Below are 17,876 nucleotides of genomic sequence, written 5' to 3'. Positions count from 1 at the left end.
AGGGGGCTCTCCGGTGGTGGGCGGGGCGCGGCGGCGCGCCCCGCCCGGGGCGGGCGTCGGTCAGTCGATGGCCTTGTCGACGGTGATGGTCACCAGGCCGATCGCCTGCTGCTGCCAGTGGGCCAGGATCTTGCCGTAGGTGCCGTCGTCGACCAGGGACTGGAGCGCGGCCTGGTACGCCCCGGCCAGGTCGGGGTGCGACTTGAGGAAGCCGAAGCCGTTGGGGCTGGCCAGCCACCCGTTGGGGTTGGCGCTGTCACCGGCGACCACGACCTTGTCGGCCAGCTGCGCCTGGGTGTCCATCAGGTTGACCTTCGTCGCGGCGACGACCTGGACGGCCCCGGCGAGCAGGGCCTGCACGGCCTGCGGGTTCTCCGGGTACTCCTTGACGGTGATGTCCTTGCCGCCGCAGCTGGCCTTGCTGTACTCGGCCAGGTTCTTGGCCTGGTTGCTGGCCTTCTGGACGCCGACGGTGCGGCCGCACAGGTCGGCGACGTCGTCGATGCCGAGCGGGTTGTCCTTGAGCAGCAGGAAGCCGGTGCCCGACGCGGAGTAGTCCACGAAGGTCGCGACCTCCTGGCGGGCCTTCTTGTCGGTGACACCGCCGACGATCATGTCGTACTTGGCGGCCTGGAGTCCGGGCACGAGGCCGTCGAAGGGCTGCTGGCTCCACTGCGGGGTCAGCCCGAGCCGGGCGGAGGCGGCCTGGACCAGGTCGTAGTCCAGGCCCTTGAACTTCGTGGTGTCGCCCTCGCTCTGGAAGTCGATGAACGGCTGGTACGGCGCGTTGGTGGCGACGGTGACGGTGCCCTTGGCGCGCCAGTCGGCGGGGACCTTGGCGGCGAGCTTCGGGTCGGTCGTGACGGCTCCGGCGCCGTCGATGGTCACGGTGACGGTGCGGTTATCAGCGGAGCTGGTGGGGGCGGCGCTGTCGTTGGTGCCGCAGGCCGCCGCCGCGAGGGCGGTGGCCAGGACGGCGGTGCCGAGCGCGATACGGCGCAGGCGCATGGGAATCCTCCCGGTCGACGTGACGTCAGTACCGGGGAATGTAATAGCTATTACAGAAAAGTGGAAGTTACGTTTTGATGTAACGAAGAGGTCAGTCGAGTAACCCGTACCGCTGCGCGGCGGTCTCGATCGAGCTCAGTCGTTCGCCCGCGGCCGCGCCCAGGCGGGCGATCATGCCGTCGATCAGCGTCTCCAGCACCGCGACGGTGGGCACGAAGCTGTCGTACGCCGACGGCGAGTCGACCCGGCTCGGCAGCACCACGTCGGCCACGCCCGCGATCGGCGAGAGCCACCGGTCCGTGAGCAGGATGATCTTGCAGTCGTGCTCCCGCGCCGCCTGCGCGATGGTCAGCGTCGGCTGCTCGTAGCGGCGGTAGTCGAACAGCACCAGCAGATCGCGGCGGCCCAGCTCGGCCAGCGCCCCGGCCCGCTCCACCTGCCCGGCGGGCAGCAGCCGGGCGTTGCCGCGCACCTGGATCAGGTGCATCACCAGGTAGTGCGCCAGCAGCCCGGAGAACCGGCCGCCGTGCGCGGTCACCCGCAGATGCGGGTCGGCCAGCAGCTTCACCGCCGCTTCCACCTCGGCCTCGGGCAGCTCCGCCAGGGTCGCCTCGACGGCGGCGGGCAGCACGCGGCGGGCGCGCTCCAGCGCCCCGCCGGGTGCGGCGGGCGGCTCGGCGGTGAACGCGGCCAGCGGCGAGGTGTCGCGTTCGGACAGTTCGTCGCGCAGCGCCTTCTGGAACTCCGGGTAGCCGCGGAAGCCGAGCCGGTTGACGAACCGGAGCACCGTCGGACCGCTGACGCCGGCCCGCTCGGCCAGCACCGCCACCGTCTCCAGCGCCGCCGTCGGGTAGGCGGCCAGCAGCACCCGGGCCACCCGGCGCTCGGCCGGGCTGCACTCGGCCAGCCTCGCGTGGATCATTCCTGCGACGCCGTGCTCCACTGCGGTCATCTGCCACCTCCGCGGCACAGCGTAGCCAGCCGGGTGCGCTGCGGCGGGTTCCGCCCGGCGGGTGCCGGGCGGAACCCGCGGGTCTCACTTGGCGACGGTGCAGGTGTAGGCGGCCGAGCCGGAGCCGGAGTAGGCCTCCAGCTCGACGTAGACGGTGGCGCTGCCGGACGCGGTGCGGGTGTACGACAGCGACTCGTCGATCCCGGCGCCGTTGTTGACCGAGCGCACCAGGGTGCTGCCGCCGCTGTCGAGCAGGTACAGGTCGGCGTCGTAGGCCGTTGGCACGGCGCAGTCGACGGTGATCGTCTGGCCGCTGCTCAGCGTGGTGGCGAAGTAGTCGCGGTCGGAGGTGCTGCCCATGCTGCCGGTGACGGCGGCCGGGTAGGTCAGGCCCGCGATGCTGTTGGCGGTGGTGCGGGAGTTGTTGGCCTCCACCTCGGTGTAGCTGGAGCCGCCGCCCCCGCCGCCGGGCGGGGGACAGGTGGTGACCGGCGTGCCGCTGTAGAGGTTGGCGTCGGCGACGCCGCCGGTGACGCTGCGCAGGTAGTAGCCGCAGGTGGGCCGGTTGGCGAAGTCGTAGCTCTGCCCGCTGGTCAGCCGCCAGATCTTGTAGTTGCTGAAGGTGAGCGGCTGCCCGGAGACGGCCTTCTCCGGCTGGTGGTCACCGAGCACGATGTACGCGTCGGCGCCGGACAGTGTCGCCCTGCCCGCGGCGTCGATGAACAGCGAGCCGCCCTCCTCGACGCCGACGCCCCAGGCCGCGCCCCCGGTGGTCAGCCCGTCCTTGATGGCGCGGGCGACGAAGGCCATGGTCCGGCCCATCCGGTCGCGGGTCACGAAGTGCGAGTCGTTGATCGTGTTGGCGTAGTTCGGCCAGCTGAACATCCCGGTGGTGAAGCTGATGTAGCCGTCGTACGGGTTGGCCAGCGCCTCCGAGGACAGGACGCTGCCGTTGCAGGCGTCGTACACGATCGCGCTGTTGATGTGGTGGCCCGCGCTGCCGCCGCCGGAACCGCCGCCCTTGGTGATGACGGACTGCACGGACGCGCGCAGCGACGTGGTCTTCCAGGCGGCGTAGCGGCACTGGTCGCCGCCGGCGAAGTAGACGAACTCGGCGTTGCGGATGTCGGTGTTGACCTGGCTGTTGTTGCCGTCGTTCGTCGCGGTCAGGGTCAGCGTCGTGCACGAGTTGACCCCGGACAGTGCGGTGATCGCGTCACACTCGGGGGTCTTGCTGCCCGAGGTGGGCGCCGATCCGGCCAGGACCACGACGTCGATGCTGCCGGTGCCGCCCCGGATGGCGTCGATGGCCTTGGTCATGGTGGCCGGGATGATCGCGCCCGACCCGTTCATGGTGAACGCCGGGCCGCTCCAGCTGCTGCGGCTGACGTCCGTGGTGCTGCCCTGCCGGACGCGGGTCACGGCGGCGTGGGCGGGGGTGGCGACCAGAGTGGACGCCGCTACGACGAGGGCTGTCGCGGCGGCTAGGCGGGGAACAGGGGGCATTGTTTCTCCTCACGAGAGTCCCACCACGCTGTGATGTACCGCACAGTACAAGCCGCCTCTAGATCTGTACATCTGTATTTTCTATTACTTACAAGACTGTAACATTCATTACATCTAGACGGAGAGTTCGGCCTCTTGTAACGTCGCCTCCCATCGCCCCACCGGGCGTGCGTGTCACCCCAGACCGGCTCCGCCCGCCGTCGGAACCCCACCACGCTGCGACGGGCGGAGCCTTCCCCCCGCCGGGAGGCATTCCCATGACCCATCGACGTTCCGTGCTGGCCGGCGCCCTCGGCGCCGCCGCACTCACCGCGTTCGGACCCGCCACCGCCGCCGGCGCCGCCGGCCGCAAGGGCCCGCTCATCCTCGTCGGCGGTGCGCTCGCCGACGACAACACCGACGTCTACGGCGAGATCGTGCGGCGTGCGGGCGGGCCCCGGGCCCGCATCGGCGTGCTCACCGCCGCGTCGGTGCCGCCCAGCCAGGACCCCGACGCGGGCACCCCGGACGCCAGCAACAGCGAGGCCAACGGCACGTTCTACCGCGACCTGCTGCTGTCGCACGGCGCCGGCGACGCGGTGTGGATCCCCGTCGACCTGGACAACGTCGCCGCCGCCGACGACCCGGCCGTCGCCGCGCTGGCCGCGGGGTGCACCGGGTTCTTCTTCGGCGGCGGAGACCAGTTCCGCTACGTCACCACGCTGCTGCACGGCGACGCCCACACCGACACGCTGGTCATGGCCGCCATCCGGCGGCGCCACGCTTGCGGCGCGGTGGTCGCCGGGTCCAGCGCGGGTGCCCAGATCCAGCAGGGCGCTGACATGGTCACCGGCGGTGAGAGCTACAACGCCCTGCGCGACGGCAGCCACCCCGGCTACTTCGACGACCCCGACGCGAGCGGTTACTGGCCCGCGGGCGGGTTCGGGCTGCTCACCTCGGGGCTGATCGACACGCACTTCTCCGCGTACGCCCGCCTGGGCCGCGCCGTCACGCTCGCCGCCACCACCGGCCACGACCGCGTCTACGGCCTCGACCCGGACACCGCGCTGCTCGTCACCGATCCCGGCGGGGCCGACGAGCGCGGCCGCGTGCTCGGCACCGGCGGCGTCAACATCCTCGACCTGCGCGACGGGATCCGCTGGAGCCACCTGACGGCGCGCTTCGACTACCGGCCCCGTACCTGGCACGAGCACGCCCCGGCCGGGCTGCGCGACCTGCGCCCGGCCGGCCCGGCCGCGATCGAGGGCGGCGACGACGTCCTCGGCGACGACGTCGCCACGGCGCTCGCGCTGCGGCTGGCCGGGTCCGCCGCCCGCACCGTCACCGGCTACTCCCGGCAGACCGGCCCGCGCTTCGCGGTGACCCTCGCCAAGGGGCGCGGCTACGCCGCCTACACGGCCGACGGCACCACCGCCGTGGCGTTCCGCGGCCTGGGCGTCCGGATAACCCAGGCCTGACCTGCGGTGATGCGGGGTGGGCCGCACCTGGCGGCCCACCCCGTGCCGGGACGCGTCAGGGGCAGGGCTCGGACTCGATCGTGTAGTACGAGGTGTAGGCGCCCCAGTGGTAGCTGGGATCGCCGGGGCACTCGCTGAACGTGGACCCGCCGACGAGGTTGCTGTGGGCGGCGTCGCTGAAGTAGGCGACGAAGGTGATGGTGCCGTTGGCGTGGGCGGGCACCGCGGTGCCGACCAGGGCCAGGCACGCGGCCGCGGCGACGGCGGCGATCCGACTGACGGTTCGTGACCTGCGCATCATGCCTCCAAACTGGGGGAACAGCATCATACATCGAGATACGCAGATGTCTGCTGTCTCGTGCGCCGGTCCGACAGTTTCGGGGAAAGTGCTGGAATCTTGGCCGGGATTCCAGCACTTTCCCCGAAACTGTCCGATAGGCCCGCCCGCCCCCGCCCCCGCCCCCGCCCGCGTTCGCTTCCACGTATGTGGACGGTAGGTTGCATCTTGGCTGGGCGGTGGCGGGCTGGCTATGCTGCTGGCCATGGAGCGAATCTTGATCACTGGCGGCGCCGGCAAGGTCGCCACGCTGCTGCGTACCGGGATGAGGCGCCCGGACCGGGTGCTGCGGCTGCTGGACATCCGCCCGCCCGCGCCGCTGCCCGACGACGGCGGCGGTGCCCGCGAGGAGGTGGTCATCGGCTCGCTGACCGACCCGCACGTGCTGGCCGACGCGCTGCGCGGGGTGGACGCGGTGGTGCACCTGGGCGGCCAGAGCCGCGAGTCCGACGTGCGCGACGTGCTGGAGTCCAACATGTTCGGCACGTACCAGCTGCTGGAGGCGGCCCGCGCCGCAGGGGTGAACCGGCTGGTGCTCGCCTCGTCCAATCACGCCGCCGGGTTCCAGGACCGGGGCCAGACGGGCGCCGACGGCCTGCTCCCCGCCGACCTGCCCGGCCGCCCCGACACCCTGTACGGCTGGAGCAAGGTCGCGATGGAGTCCTGCGGGCAGCTCTACGCCGACCGGTTCGGCATGGACGTGGTCTGCCTGCGCATCGGGCTGTGGTTCCCGAAGCCGCCGGGGCTGCGCGGTCTGGCGCTGTGGCTGTCGCCCGACGACGGGGTGCGCCTGGTCGAGGCGTGCCTGACCGTACCGTCGCCGGGGTTCCGGATCGTGTGGGGGATCAGCCGCAACACCCGCCGCTGGTGGTCGCTGGCCGAGGGCGAGGCGCTGGGCTACCACCCGGTCGACGACGCGGAGGTGTTCGCGCAGGAGCTGATCGCCCAGCACGGCGAGCCCGACTTCGACAAGGACCCGGTGCTGACCCGGGTCGGCGGCCAGTGGTGCGAGATCCCGCTGGGGGTGGCGTACTGACGGCGCGATGACGGGGCGGCCCGGCGGGCCGCCCCCGCGGGTCAGCGGATGCCGTGGCGGCGCAGCGTGCCCGCCAGCGCGCCGGCGGCCCGGACCACGGCCGCGGCGACCCGCGCGACCTCGGCCTCGGTGGCCAGCTCGGCGGGCATCGAGCAGCTGATCGCGTCGGTGGCCGGGATGCGGTAGTGCACCGGCGCGGCGACGCAGGCCACGCCGGTGGTGCCCTGCTCGTGCTCGGCGGCCCAGCCCCGGTCGCGCACCCGCGCCAGCTCCTCGTGCAGGGCGGCCAGGTCGGTGACGGTGCGCGGCGTGTACGCCTCCAGCTCGTCGGGCAGCACCTTGTCCACCTCGACCGTGGTCAGCTCGGCCAGCAGCGCCTGGCCCAGCGCGGTCAGGTGCGCCGGCAGCCGCCGCCCGACCCGCGACACCACGCGCACGGCGTCGCGCGACTCGCGGCTGCCCAGGTAGAGCACGTGCCCGTCGTCGCGGCGGGCGTAGTGCACGGTGTAGCCGATCTCCGAGCGCAGGTCTTCGAGGGCCTCGTACACGTGCGGCAGGGCCGGGTCGCGGTCGAGGTAGGCGGTGCCGGACAGCAGGGCGTGCGGGCCGACGCCGAACGTCGAGCCGCTGTCGTCGGCCTCCACCCACTTCAGCTCGCGCAACGTCCGGACCAGGGCATGGAGGCTGCTGCGGGGGTACCCCATGAGCTCCTGAAGCTCGGAGATGCTCAGCCGCCTCGGCGACGCGGCCAGCGTCTCAAGGATGCGCACCGTGCGCTCGGCTGACTTGACCAGCGAGCTGTCGGACTGGCTTGACGTCATGGGTCCACCGTCCACGCGAATTGTTTCAGCAGTGTTGACGGTCATAGTAGCGGACGCTAACTTGTCGATGCACCACTTGCACAAGACAAGAAGCCGTCCACATATGTAGACAGGAGGCAGCGTCCGATGCTCAGTCGTAAAGCGACCAGGCTCGTGGCGGCGCTGGCGGTCACGTTCGCGCTGGCGACCGTGACCGGCTGTGGTGAGGACCAGCCGGCCGCCGACAGCAAGGCGCCGCTGGAGATCTGGGTCCGCAAGCCCCCGGGCTCGCCGACGGAGAAGACCCATCAGGACCTGGCCGCGAAGTTCACGGCGGCCACCGGCGTCCCGACCAGGGTCACGGCCGTGTTCGAGGACTTCGAGACCAAGTTGCAGCAGGCGGCGGCGCAGAAGAAGCTGCCCGACATCGTCGTCAACGACACCGCCCAGCTCGGCACCCTGGTCAAGCAGGGCCTGGTGCGCGACGTGAACCAGGCCGACATCGCCGGCGGCGACCAGCTCACCCCGGCCTCGTGGGACGCGGCCAGGGGCGCCGACGGCAAGCTCTACGCGGTGCCGTTCTCGGCGCAGTCGTTCGCGCTGTTCATCCGCAAGGACTGGCGCGAGAGGCTGGGCCTGGCCCAGCCGACGAGCTGGGCCGAGCTGGACGCGCTGGCCACCGCGTTCACCACGAAGGACCCCGACGGCAACGGCAAGGCCGACACCTACGGGTACGTCATCCCCGGCTCCACCAAGCGAGGCTACCTCGACTGGTATTTCAGCAGCTTCCTGTGGGCGTCGGGCGCCGACTACTTCAGTGGCAGCCCCGGCAGCCTGACCCCGGCGATCGGCTCCGACCAGGCGGTCGGCGCGGCGACGTGGCTGAAGAGCCAGTTCTGCACCGCCAAGAGCGTCGTACCCGGCGCGGTCACGGCCGAGACCACCCAGGCGCACCCCCTGTTCGAGACCGGCAAGGGCGGCGTCTACTTCACCGGGCCGTACAACATGGCGCGGTTCGACAAGAGCCTCGGCAAGGACAAGTACGAGGTCGTCGCGCTGCCCGCCGGGCCCGGCGGAAAGTCGGCGTCGCTGGCCGAGGGCGAGAACGTCTACCTGATGGCCGGTTCGGCCAACCCCGCCGGGCAGGAGCGCTTCGCCGAGTTCCTGATCAGCGAGCAGGGGCAGACCATCGGCATGGCCGGGGACACCGACGGCAACGTCGTCCGGCTGCCGGTCAACAAGAACATCGACCTGGCCAAGGTCCGCACCGACGCCCGCTGGCTGGTCTTCGACAAGGTGTACAAGGAGGTCGGCCGCTACGCGCCGGTCGTGCCGGAGTGGACCCCGTTCCGCACCGCGTCGGCCGAGGCGCTCAACGCGATCGTCTCGAACTGCGCCTCCGACCCGAAGGCGGAGCTGGCCAAGCTGGCCACTGAGTTCGGCGCCGAGCTGAAGAAGCAGGGAGCGGGCGCATGACGCGGCCGCTCGGAGGCTGGAGCCGCTGATGTCGCACACCGGTTCCGGGGCGGCGGCCACGGCCGTACGCCCCGGCCGGCAGGCAGGGCGCAGCGCCCCGCCGCCGGACCCCGCCCCGCGGCCCCGCCGCCGCCTCGACCTGACGGGCGCGCTTAGCCCGTGGCTGTTCCTGGCCCCCGCACTGACGATCTTCGCGCTGTTCAAGTTCTGGCCGATGGCGCAGGCCGTGGCGATGAGCCTGCACGAGGTGCGGCCGTACCTGGGCGACCGGTGGGTGGGGCTGGACAACTACACCCAGGTGCTCACCGACGAGGACTTCCTGTCCGCGATCGGCCACACGGCGGTGCTGGCCGTGGGCCAGACCGGCGGCTCGATCCTGCTCGGGATGGCGCTGGCCCTGCTGCTGGAGGGCTCGGCCAAGCACCTGTGGGTGGTCCGCACCGCCGTGTTCCTGCCGACCGTCGTGGCGATGGCGGTGGTCGCCGAGGTGTGGCGCATCCTGTACTACCCGGCCCCCGACGGCACCGTGAACACCGTGCTGGGCTGGCTCGGGATGGGACCGTCGCAGTTCCTCAACAGCCAGGACAGCTCGCTGCTGAGCGTGATGGCCGTCGGGATCTGGCGCGGCGCGCCGTACGACATGATGATCTTCCTGGCGGGCCTGGCCGGGGTCGACCGCAACCTGTACGAGGCCGCCGCCGTCGACGGCGCCAGCGTCGCCCGCAGGCTGTGGCACGTCACGTTCCCCGCGCTGCGGCCGGTCTTCGCGATCCTGTTCACCCTGGCCGCGATCCGCGGGCTGCGCGTGTTCACCGAGATCTTCCTGCTCACCAACGGCGGCCCCAACGGCGCCACCGAGGTCATGATGACCCTGATCTACAAGCTCGGCCTGGAACGCGGCGAACTCGGCGTCGCCGCCGCCGGATCGATGCTGCTGCTGGCCGCGACCGTGCTGCTGACCCTGGTCGTGCGCCTGCTGCGGTCCCGCGCGGAACGGAAGGTGGCGTGATGGCCTCCGGATTCGACAGCGCGCTCGGCTTCACCGCCCGGCGCGGCCCGCTGGCCCTGCTGGTCAAGACGATCGTGTACGGCCTGCTCGTCATCGTCTTCGCCGGGCCGCTGCTGGCACTGATGATCGGCGCGTTCACGAAGGTCAACGACCCGACCTCGCTGGTGTCGGGCGGCGGGTTCACCCTCGACAACTTCACCCGCGCCTTCGACCGGGGCGTGCTCGGCTACCTGGCGAACTCGTTCATCGTCGTCGGCGGGGGACTGCTGCTGCAGATCGCGGTCAGCGTGTCGGCGTCGTACTCGCTGGCCCGCAAGACGTTCCCGCTGATGAAGCTGGTGTTCCTGCTGGTGCTCTCCACGATGATGCTGCCCGAGGAGGTGCTGGCGATCCCGCTGTCGCTGGTGCTGTCGCGGGTCAACCTCACCGGCACCCTGCTCGGCATGATCATCCCGGTCGGCGCGTGGGCGTTCTCCATCCTGGTCATGACCGAGTTCATGAAGGAGATCCCGGTCGAGCTGGAGGAGGCGGCGCGCCTGGACGGCGCGGGCGACCTGCGCGTGTTCTGGTCGGTGGTGCTGCCGCTGTGCCGTCCCGCACTCGGGGTCGTCGGCATCTTCGGCTTCACCATGATCTGGGACCAGTACCTGCTCCCGCTGCTGGTCGCCACCGACGCCCAGCAGTTCACCCTGCCGCTGGCCCTGCGCACGCTGCGCTCCGACGAGCAGGTCGGCATCGGCGTCCTGCTCGCCGCCGCGCTGCTGGCCCTGCTGCCCAGCGTGCTCGCGTTCATCGCCATGCAGCGCCAGTTCATGCGCGGCCTCACCTCCGGCGCCGTCAAGGGCTGAGGCCGCCACCCGAAAGTCCGCACCGCCACCACCGAGGAGAACCACCATGCGCCTGCAGGGGCTGCTCTCGTTTCCGCTCACCCCGTTCACCGGCGACGACAAGGTAGACCTGGCGGTCTTCGCCGAGCACGTCGAACGCCAGATCGCCGCCGCCCCCACCGCGCTGTTCGTCGCCTGCGGCACCGGCGAGTTCACCGCCCTGTCCGCCGACGAGTACCGCGACGTCGTGGCCACCGCGGTGCGGGTGTCCGACGGCCGCCTGCCGATCTTCGCGGGCTGCGGCGGCGGGCCCCAGCAGGCCCGCGAGTTCGCGCAGATCGCCGCCGCGTGCGGCGCGGCCGGGCTGCTGCTGCTCCCGCCGTACCTGGTCTCCTCGACCCCGGCCGGGCTGGTCGAGCACGTGCGCTACGTCGCCTCGGCCACCGCGCTGCCGATCACCGTCTACCAGCGCGCCAACGCGGTGCTCGACCCGGCCGCGGCCGTGGCGCTGCTGGACATCCCGACCGTAGCCGGGATCAAGGACGGGCGCGGCGACGTCGACGCGATGCTGCGCCTGGTCACCGCCGTACGCCAGTCCGGCCACCCGCGCGCGGCCGGGTTCGGGTTCCTCAACGGACTGCCCACCGCCGAGATGTCGGTCCAGGCGTACGAGGCGATCGGCGTCGACAGCTACTCCTCGGCCGTGCTCTGCTTCGCCCCCGACATCGCGACCGCGTTCTACCGTGCCGTACGCGCCGGGGACCAGGCCCTCGTCGCCCGCCTTATCGCCGCGTTCTACCTCCCGCTGGTGACCCTGCGCGACCGGGTCCCCGGCTACGCCGTCGCGCTGGTCAAGGCCGGGGCGCGGCTGGACGGCCAGCCGATGGGGCCCGTGCGCCCGCCGCTGGTCGACGTCACCCCCGAGCACGAGGCCGAGCTCGCCGCGATCATCGCGCGCGGCCGCGCGGTGCTGGCCGAGGCCGCCGCATGAGGATCCGCGAGGTCGTGCTCACGCCGGTGGCGTTCCCGGACCCGCCGCTGCTCAACTCCGCCGGGGTGCACCAGCCGTGGGCGCTGCGCGCCGTCGTCGAGCTGCGCTGCGGCGACGGCCTGATCGGGCTGGGGGAGACCTACGGCGACGCCCCGCACCTGGAACTGCTGCGCGCCGCCGGGCCGACCCTGGTCGGGCTGGACCCGTTCGACACCAACGGGCTGTGGCGGCGGGTGTGCCAGGCGCTGGGCGGCGCCGACTCGCCCGACCGGCACGGGCTGACCGGCGGCTCCAGCCCGCAGAAGACGGCGCTGCGGGTGTTCGCCCCGTTCGAGGTCGCCTGCCTGGACCTGCAGGGTCACCTGACCGGGCGGCCGGTCGCGGACCTGCTCGGCGGGAGGGTGCGTGAGCGGGTGCCGTTCTCGGCGTACCTGTTCTACAAGTGGGCCGCCCACCCGGCCGCCGACGGGCCCCCGTCGCTGGTCGGCGGGCTGCCGCCGGTCGACGACCCGTATCCGGCCGCACTCGACCCGGCCGGGATCGTCGCCCAGGCCCGGCAGCTGATCGACGCGTACGGCTTCGGCTCGATCAAGCTCAAGGGCGGCGTCTTCCCGCCCGACGAGGAGATCGCCGCGATCCGCGCCCTGCGCGAGGCGTTCCCCGACCTGCCGCTGCGGCTGGACCCCAACGCGGCCTGGAGCGTCGAGACCTCGATCCGCGTCGCGCGGGAGACCGAAGGCCTGCTGGAATACCTGGAGGACCCGACGCCCGGCATCCCCGGCATGGCCGAGGTCGCGCGGGCCGCGCCGATGCCGCTGGCCACCAACATGTGCGTGGTCAGCCCCGCCGACATCCCGCCCGGGTTCACCCAGGGCGCCGTCGGCGTGGTGCTGGCCGACCACCACTACTGGGGCGGGCTGCGCCGCAGCGCCGAACTCGCCGCGATCTGCCGCACCTGGGGCGTCGGGGTGTCCATGCACTCCAACAGCCACCTGGGCATCAGCCTGGCCGCGATGACGCAGCTCGGCGCGGCCCTGCCGGAGCTGACCTACGCCGCCGACACGCACACGCCGTGGCAGTGCGGCGTGGACGTGCTCGAACGTCCGCTGCCGATCACCGGCGGCGCGGTCACCGTGCCCGACACCCCCGGCCTCGGCGTCAGCCTGGACCGCGACGCCCTCGCCCGGCTGCACGAGGACTACCTGCGCTGCGCCGTCCGGGAACGCGACGACACGTCGTACCGGCAGCTCTTCGAGCCGGAGTACACCAAGCGGAGGCCGCGATGGTGACCAGCGTGCACGCCTTCCCCTGGGACGTGCTCGGCGACCCGGGGTTCACCGACCGGTTCGAACAGACCGGGGCGGACGCGGTGACGCTGGCGGTGACGTACCACTCGACCCGGGCGGCGACCCCGCTGCACCCGTCGCGCCGGCTGGTCGACGCCCGGTATGCCGCGCTCTACCGGCCCGTACGCGAGCAGGCGTGGGCCGGGCGGCGGCTGGTGCCGCAGGCGCCGGACTGGCTGCCCGGCCACGAGGACCCGGCCGCCGAGGCCGTCGCCGTGCTGCGGGCGGCCGGGATCGCGGTCAACGCGTGGATCGTGCTGGCCCACAGCACCCGGCTGGGCCTGGCCCACCCCGACCTGACCGTGCGCAACTGCTTCGGCGAGCGTTACTCCTACGCCCTGTGCCCGGCGCAGCCGCAGGTCCGCGAGCACTGCGCGGTGCTGGCGGCCGAGGCGCTGCGCGGGCTGCCGGTCGGCGGCGTGTCGCTGGAGTCGGCCGGGCAGATGGGCGTGGCACATGTCGGCTGCCACGAGAAGACCGACGGCGCGTTCCCGCCGCTGGTCCAGCGGGCGCTGAGCGTCTGCTGCTGCGACGCCTGCGCGACGGCCTGGACCCTGCGCGGCCTCGATCCGGCCCGCGTGGCGGCCGCGCTGCGCGAGTCGATCCAGACCGGGTCCTGGCTGCCCGACGACCTGGGCGCCGAGCTGCTCGCGGTCCGCCGGTCGGCGACGGCCGAGCTGATCGACGGCGTCCTCGCGGCGGTACGGGAGCAGGCCCCGAACGCCGCGATCACCCTGCACGGCCACCCCGACCCGTGGGCGGCCGGGCCCTCGCCGGGCCTGGCGCCGGAGCTGCTGTCCAAGGTGGACAACGTGCTGGTGCCGTGCTGGCCGACCGACCCGGCCACCGCCGGGCTGGTGTCGGCGCTGGCCGGGCAGACCACGGTCGACGCCTACGTCACCGTGCTCCCGCCCGCCCACCCCGACCACCTCGCCGACCACGTGGCCCGGTTGCGCGACGCCGGAGCGGCCCGGCTCAGCCTGTACCACCTCGGCCTGGCCCCCGCGGACCGCCAACCCCACCTCGCCACCCTGACCAGGCACTTCCGCCCCTGACCCCCACCCGTCCCGCCGCCGCTGCCGCCCGCCCTGGCACGGAGGGTGCAGTTTCGGGGAAAGTGCGTGAATTCGCGGTCCGATTCCTGCACTTTCCCTGAAACTGCACGCAAGGCGGCCGGGTCGGGATCGCGATAGGAGATTCCGATGAATGTCATGGACGTTATGAAGGCGGTGGCGCGGGCCGTGCAGGCTGCGCCGACGATGGCGGCGACGGGTGCGGGCGCGCGGCGGGACATGCTGCACGCGTGCGCCGATGCGGTGCTGGCCGCCGGGGACGAGGTCGTCGCGACCGCGCTGGCCGAGACGGGGCTGACCGAGGCGCGGCTGCGCGGCGAGCTGGACCGCACCGCCAACCAGTTCCGGCTGCTCGGCGACCACGCGGCCAAGCCATGGCGGCGGGTGTCGGCCGGGGTCGCGGCGGGCGGGGCGGACTTGGTGACCGTGCCGGTGCCGGTCGGCCCGGTCGCGGTGTTCGCCGCGTCGAACTTCCCGCTCGCGTTCGGGGTGAGCGGCGGGGACACCGCGTCGGCGCTGGCGGCGGGCTGCCCGGTGGTGGTCAAGGCCCATCCGGCGCAGCCGCGTACGGGGCGGCTGCTGGGCCGGTTGCTGGCCGCCGCCCTGCCCGATGGCGCGTTCTCGCTGGTGGCGGGCGGGCCCGAGGTGTCGCTGGAGCTGGTGCGCGCACCGGGGGTGAAGGCGGTCGGGTTCACCGGCTCGTTGCGGGGCGGCCGGGCGCTGATGGACGCGGCGTCGGCCCGCCCCGACCCGATCCCGGTGTACGCCGAGATGGGTTCGCTGAACCCGGTGCTGGTGCTGCCGGGGGCGAGCGGCGACGCGACCGTCGCCGCGCTGGCGGCCGCCGTGACCGGTTCGGCCGGGCAGCTGTGCACCAAGCCGGGGCTGGTGCTGGCCGGGTCGGCGGCGTTCGCCGACGCGCTCGCGGCAGCGGTGGCGGCCGCCCCGGTGCACCGGATGCTGACCGAGCCGATGGGCCAGGCACATCAGGGCTGGCTGGCGGCCGCGTCGGCCCGGCACCGGGTGGTCGCCGGCGCGGGCGAGCCCGTCCCGTTCGCGGTCGTCGTCGACGTCGCAGAACTGGCGGGGGAGCTGCTGGAGGAGCACTTCGGACCATCGGTGGTGATCGGCGTCGGCGCGCCCGAGCAGGCATTGGACAGGTTGGACGGATCGCTGACCGCGTCGGTGTACGCCGCCGACGGTGACCGCGACGCGGCCGCCGCGCTGCTGCCGGGGCTGCTGGCCCGAGCCGGGCGGATCGTCTGGAACGGCGTGCCGACCGGGGTCGCGGTCTGCGACGCGATGCACCACGGCGGCCCCTGGCCCGCCACGTCGGCGCCGTGGTCGACGTCGGTCGGCACGGAGGCGGTCGAGCGGTTCCGCCGCCCCGTCGCGTTGCAGGGACTGCCGCCTGAGCTGCTGCCCTGAGGGTGCTGCCCTGAGCTGCTGATACGTGATCCCTCCAGCACGGCGTCCATATACATGGACGCCGTGCCAGTTTGTAGCAGGCTATTGACCTGTTGGAAACGTGTCAGCAGAATGGGCGATCACAGGAATCCACAGCAGACACCCGTCCCCCTTCGGAGCAGTGATGTCTCGACGTTCCGTCCCCGTACCCCTGCTGGCCGGCCTCACCGTCGCCGCCCTGGCCGCAGGCACCCTGGCCCTGGTCCCGGCCCGCCCCTCGCTCCACCCGGCCGCCGCCCTCACCACCCTCGACCTGTCCGCCGCCAACCGCCGCGCCCCCGTCGCCGGTCTCTACGACTGGTCCAAGGCCGGCTACCGGGGCGGCGCCAACCTGCCCGGCGCCGCCGAGACCAACCCCGACGCCGCCTGCCAGCTCACCCCCGCCGAACTGGCGAGCCAGTACGCCGTCACCCCCGACGACGGCGCCGACGACTCGGCCGGGCTCCAGGCCGCCATCGACGCGATCCGCACCGGCTGCTCGCCCACCGCGAGCTACACCAAGCTGTCCCTGATCACCCTGCCCGCGGGCACCCTCAACGTGTCGCGGCAGCTCGGCGTCGACGCCGACTACCTGATCATCAGAGGTGCGGGCAGCGGCGCGGGCGGCACCAAGCTGGTGTTCCGCCCCGACGCGAACACCCGCTACGACGCGCTCACCGACGACGGCTCGGACTGGGACGAGGACGGGATGACCTCGGGCTCGGCCAAGGGCGGCTGGATCTGGCCCGGCCGCGGCCTGTTCCGGGTCCAGTCGCGGGGCGTGCACTCCAGCTACGCCAGCGAGTACGCCGCAGCGCCCGCCAACCGCAAGGACCTGTTCGAGGGCACCGTCAACGTGCACTGGAAGGCCGGGCTGAAGCTGCGCGGCAAGACCGGCGACACCGGGTTCGCCGCCCGCACCGGCGACACCGTCGTCTACCTGGCGACCAGCGGCTCGATGAGCGCGTTCACGGTCGGCGGCCTGGTCAACGTCCGCGCCGCGAACTCGCTGAACTTCTACGCCCAGCAGGACGTCACGCCCGCCGACGGCACCCTGCAGAACATCCACATGCGCCAGCAGATCTTCACCATCACCGCCGTCGACACCACCAACCGCACCATCACCCTGAACAAGCCGCTGGAGTACGACGTCCCGGTCACCTCGACCTCCGACGGCTCGGCCGCCATCGACGGCGCCGTCTACGACTCCAAGGCCGCGCCGCTGGTGGACCCGGTGGTCGGCGTCGGCTTCGAGAACTTCGCGCTGACCCAGGACATGCCCGGTCTCAACCCGAGCAACGCCGTGCACAACTACGGCAACATGGCCCCGGCCGACGAGATGCACGGCATCGTCTTCAAATGGGCCGCCGACTCCTGGGTGCGCGGCATCAGCGCCACCATGACCGGCTCGCACCCGATCGTCTCCGAGGAGGCGTACCACCTGCAGATCGTCGGCAACAGCTTCGACGGCTCCTGGAACAAGGGCAAGGGCGGCAACGGCTACTTCCGCGGCTCGCGCGTCTGGGACTCCCTCTACGCGGGCAACACCTCCCGCAACCTGCGCCACTTCACGTTCCAGTGGTCGGCGTCGGGCAACGTCGTGATCGGCAACGACTTCGACTCCGACGTCAACCTGCACGGCGGCTGGGAGCGCAACAACCTCATCGAGCTCAACACGGTGACCGTGCCGTACGAGCACCGCTCCGGCAGCTGCTCCGCCAACTGCGGCGAGGAGGGCGGCGGCGGTCCGGACGCCTCGACCTGGTTCCCGATCTGGTGGGCGGCGGGTAAGAAGGCCGTCAAGTGGTCCGGGTCCAGCGGGCCGCGCAACGTCTTCTTCAACAACACGATGAGCAAGCAGGTCACCGCGGGGGCGGCGTACACGCCGTACTACGCCGACCACCAGCGCATCTACCAGTTCGGCTGGAACGGGACCGGGTGGAAGCACCTGGACAGCGGCGGCACGGCGATCCCGGACTGGTCGGGGCGCGAGCAGCTCGACTACACCGGCGGACACGGCGTCGACGCGACGCGTACCGATCCCGGCCCGTCGCTGTTCCTCAAGTCCGTGACCGGCGCACCCAGCCCGTCCGCCTCGGCCAGCACCCCGGCCTCCCCGTCGCCCTCACCCTCCCGCTCGGCGTCCCCGTCTCCGTCTCCGTCCCCGTCTCTGTCCCCCTCCCGCTCGGCGTCCCCGTCGCCGTCGGTCTCGCCGAGCGCCCCGGCCGGGTGCCTGAGCGTCCGGACCGTGCGGACCTCCTCCTGGAGCACCGGGTACGGCATGGACGTGTTCATCAAGAACAACTGCGCCCAGACGACCCTGACCTGGACCGTCGACTTCGACCTGCCCTCGGGCACCACCGTCAGCAGCTCGTGGAGCTCGGTGCGCACCTCCACCGGCCAGCACCACAAGTTCGTCAACGTCTCCTACAACGGCGACATCGCCCCCGGGCAGGAGGAGAGCTTCGGCTTCAACGCCGCCGGCACCGGCCTCCCCCTTAACCTCACAGTCCACCAATAGCTGGCGAGGAAGGGCATCTTCTTATCGCGTTAGGGGTCGACGTGGATCCGCGCAGAACCAAACTGCGGGCACCCTCACGCTCGATGAGGAG

At 72.3% G+C, this 17,876-nt stretch carries 15 protein-coding genes; 10 read left to right on the top strand and 5 right to left on the bottom strand.

What is annotated here, in order from left to right; genetic code table 11:
- Window positions 1-60: 60 nt before the first annotated feature.
- The 3 genes from Cs7R123_RS05065 to Cs7R123_RS40670 form a co-directional block, all read right to left on the bottom strand.
- Complete coding sequence (locus tag Cs7R123_RS05065) at window positions 61-1,008, bottom strand: transporter substrate-binding domain-containing protein (protein WP_212823780.1); 948 nt, start codon at window positions 1,006-1,008, stop codon at window positions 61-63.
- A gap of 91 nt (window positions 1,009-1,099) precedes the next feature.
- Window positions 1,100-1,960 (bottom strand): MurR/RpiR family transcriptional regulator, encoded by an 861-nt coding sequence (locus Cs7R123_RS05060; RefSeq protein ID WP_212823778.1) that lies wholly within the window; start codon window positions 1,958-1,960, stop codon window positions 1,100-1,102.
- Window positions 1,961-2,044: 84 nt separating this feature from the next.
- A complete protein-coding gene (locus Cs7R123_RS40670) occupies window positions 2,045-3,466 on the bottom strand; it encodes a pre-peptidase C-terminal domain-containing protein (RefSeq protein WP_212823776.1) in 1,422 nt (473 codons plus the stop codon).
- Between the two features lie 257 nt (window positions 3,467-3,723).
- On the opposite strand from Cs7R123_RS40670, the gene Cs7R123_RS05050 reads away from it, so the two are divergent.
- Window positions 3,724-4,923 (top strand): cyanophycinase, encoded by a 1,200-nt coding sequence (locus Cs7R123_RS05050; protein WP_212823775.1) that lies wholly within the window; start codon window positions 3,724-3,726, stop codon window positions 4,921-4,923.
- Window positions 4,924-4,978: 55 nt separating this feature from the next.
- Here Cs7R123_RS05050 and Cs7R123_RS05045 read toward each other — a convergent pair whose 3' ends face one another.
- The gene (locus tag Cs7R123_RS05045) at window positions 4,979-5,221 is read right to left on the bottom strand and encodes a DUF6289 family protein (protein ID WP_212823774.1); all 243 of its coding nucleotides are present in this window, start codon (window positions 5,219-5,221) and stop codon (window positions 4,979-4,981) included.
- A gap of 244 nt (window positions 5,222-5,465) precedes the next feature.
- Here Cs7R123_RS05045 and Cs7R123_RS05040 point away from each other — a divergent pair, with 244 nt between their 5' ends.
- Window positions 5,466-6,296 (top strand): NAD(P)-dependent oxidoreductase, encoded by an 831-nt coding sequence (locus Cs7R123_RS05040; RefSeq protein ID WP_212823773.1) that lies wholly within the window; start codon window positions 5,466-5,468, stop codon window positions 6,294-6,296.
- A gap of 41 nt (window positions 6,297-6,337) precedes the next feature.
- Here Cs7R123_RS05040 and Cs7R123_RS05035 read toward each other — a convergent pair whose 3' ends face one another.
- On the bottom strand, window positions 6,338-7,117 hold the full coding sequence (locus tag Cs7R123_RS05035) for an IclR family transcriptional regulator (RefSeq protein WP_244871618.1): 780 nt from the start codon (window positions 7,115-7,117) through the stop codon (window positions 6,338-6,340).
- A 126-nt stretch (window positions 7,118-7,243) separates the two neighbouring features.
- Here Cs7R123_RS05035 and Cs7R123_RS05030 point away from each other — a divergent pair, with 126 nt between their 5' ends.
- From Cs7R123_RS05030 to Cs7R123_RS04995, 8 genes are all read left to right on the top strand, one after another.
- Window positions 7,244-8,572, top strand: a complete 1,329-nt coding sequence (locus tag Cs7R123_RS05030; RefSeq protein ID WP_212823771.1) for a sugar ABC transporter substrate-binding protein — start codon at window positions 7,244-7,246, stop codon at window positions 8,570-8,572.
- A gap of 28 nt (window positions 8,573-8,600) precedes the next feature.
- A complete protein-coding gene (locus Cs7R123_RS05025) occupies window positions 8,601-9,581 on the top strand; it encodes a carbohydrate ABC transporter permease (protein ID WP_212823769.1) in 981 nt (326 codons plus the stop codon).
- Complete coding sequence (locus Cs7R123_RS05020) at window positions 9,581-10,429, top strand: carbohydrate ABC transporter permease (RefSeq protein WP_212823767.1); 849 nt, start codon at window positions 9,581-9,583, stop codon at window positions 10,427-10,429. Before Cs7R123_RS05025 ends, Cs7R123_RS05020 begins: the two co-directional genes overlap by 1 nt.
- A 46-nt stretch (window positions 10,430-10,475) precedes the next feature.
- A complete protein-coding gene (locus Cs7R123_RS05015) occupies window positions 10,476-11,399 on the top strand; it encodes a 5-dehydro-4-deoxyglucarate dehydratase (protein WP_212823765.1) in 924 nt (307 codons plus the stop codon).
- Complete coding sequence (locus Cs7R123_RS05010) at window positions 11,396-12,688, top strand: glucarate dehydratase family protein (protein WP_212823764.1); 1,293 nt, start codon at window positions 11,396-11,398, stop codon at window positions 12,686-12,688. Before Cs7R123_RS05015 ends, Cs7R123_RS05010 begins: the two co-directional genes overlap by 4 nt.
- The gene (locus tag Cs7R123_RS05005) at window positions 12,682-13,800 is read left to right on the top strand and encodes a hypothetical protein (protein ID WP_212823763.1); all 1,119 of its coding nucleotides are present in this window, start codon (window positions 12,682-12,684) and stop codon (window positions 13,798-13,800) included. Before Cs7R123_RS05010 ends, Cs7R123_RS05005 begins: the two co-directional genes overlap by 7 nt.
- 147 nt (window positions 13,801-13,947) lie before the next feature.
- On the top strand, window positions 13,948-15,246 hold the full coding sequence (locus Cs7R123_RS05000; RefSeq protein WP_244871617.1) for an aldehyde dehydrogenase family protein: 1,299 nt from the start codon (window positions 13,948-13,950) through the stop codon (window positions 15,244-15,246).
- A gap of 163 nt (window positions 15,247-15,409) precedes the next feature.
- Window positions 15,410-17,785 carry a cellulose binding domain-containing protein gene (locus Cs7R123_RS04995; protein ID WP_212823762.1) on the top strand — a complete coding sequence of 792 codons (2,376 nt, stop codon included), beginning with the start codon at window positions 15,410-15,412 and terminating at the stop codon, window positions 17,783-17,785.
- The last annotated feature ends 91 nt before the right edge of the window (window positions 17,786-17,876 follow it).

It is taken from the genome of Catellatospora sp. TT07R-123 (assembly GCF_018327705.1).
Lineage (GTDB): Bacteria > Actinomycetota > Actinomycetes > Mycobacteriales > Micromonosporaceae > Catellatospora.
The sequence above is the reverse complement of the archived record's forward strand: the minus strand, read 5'-3'. Positions and strand labels throughout refer to the sequence as shown.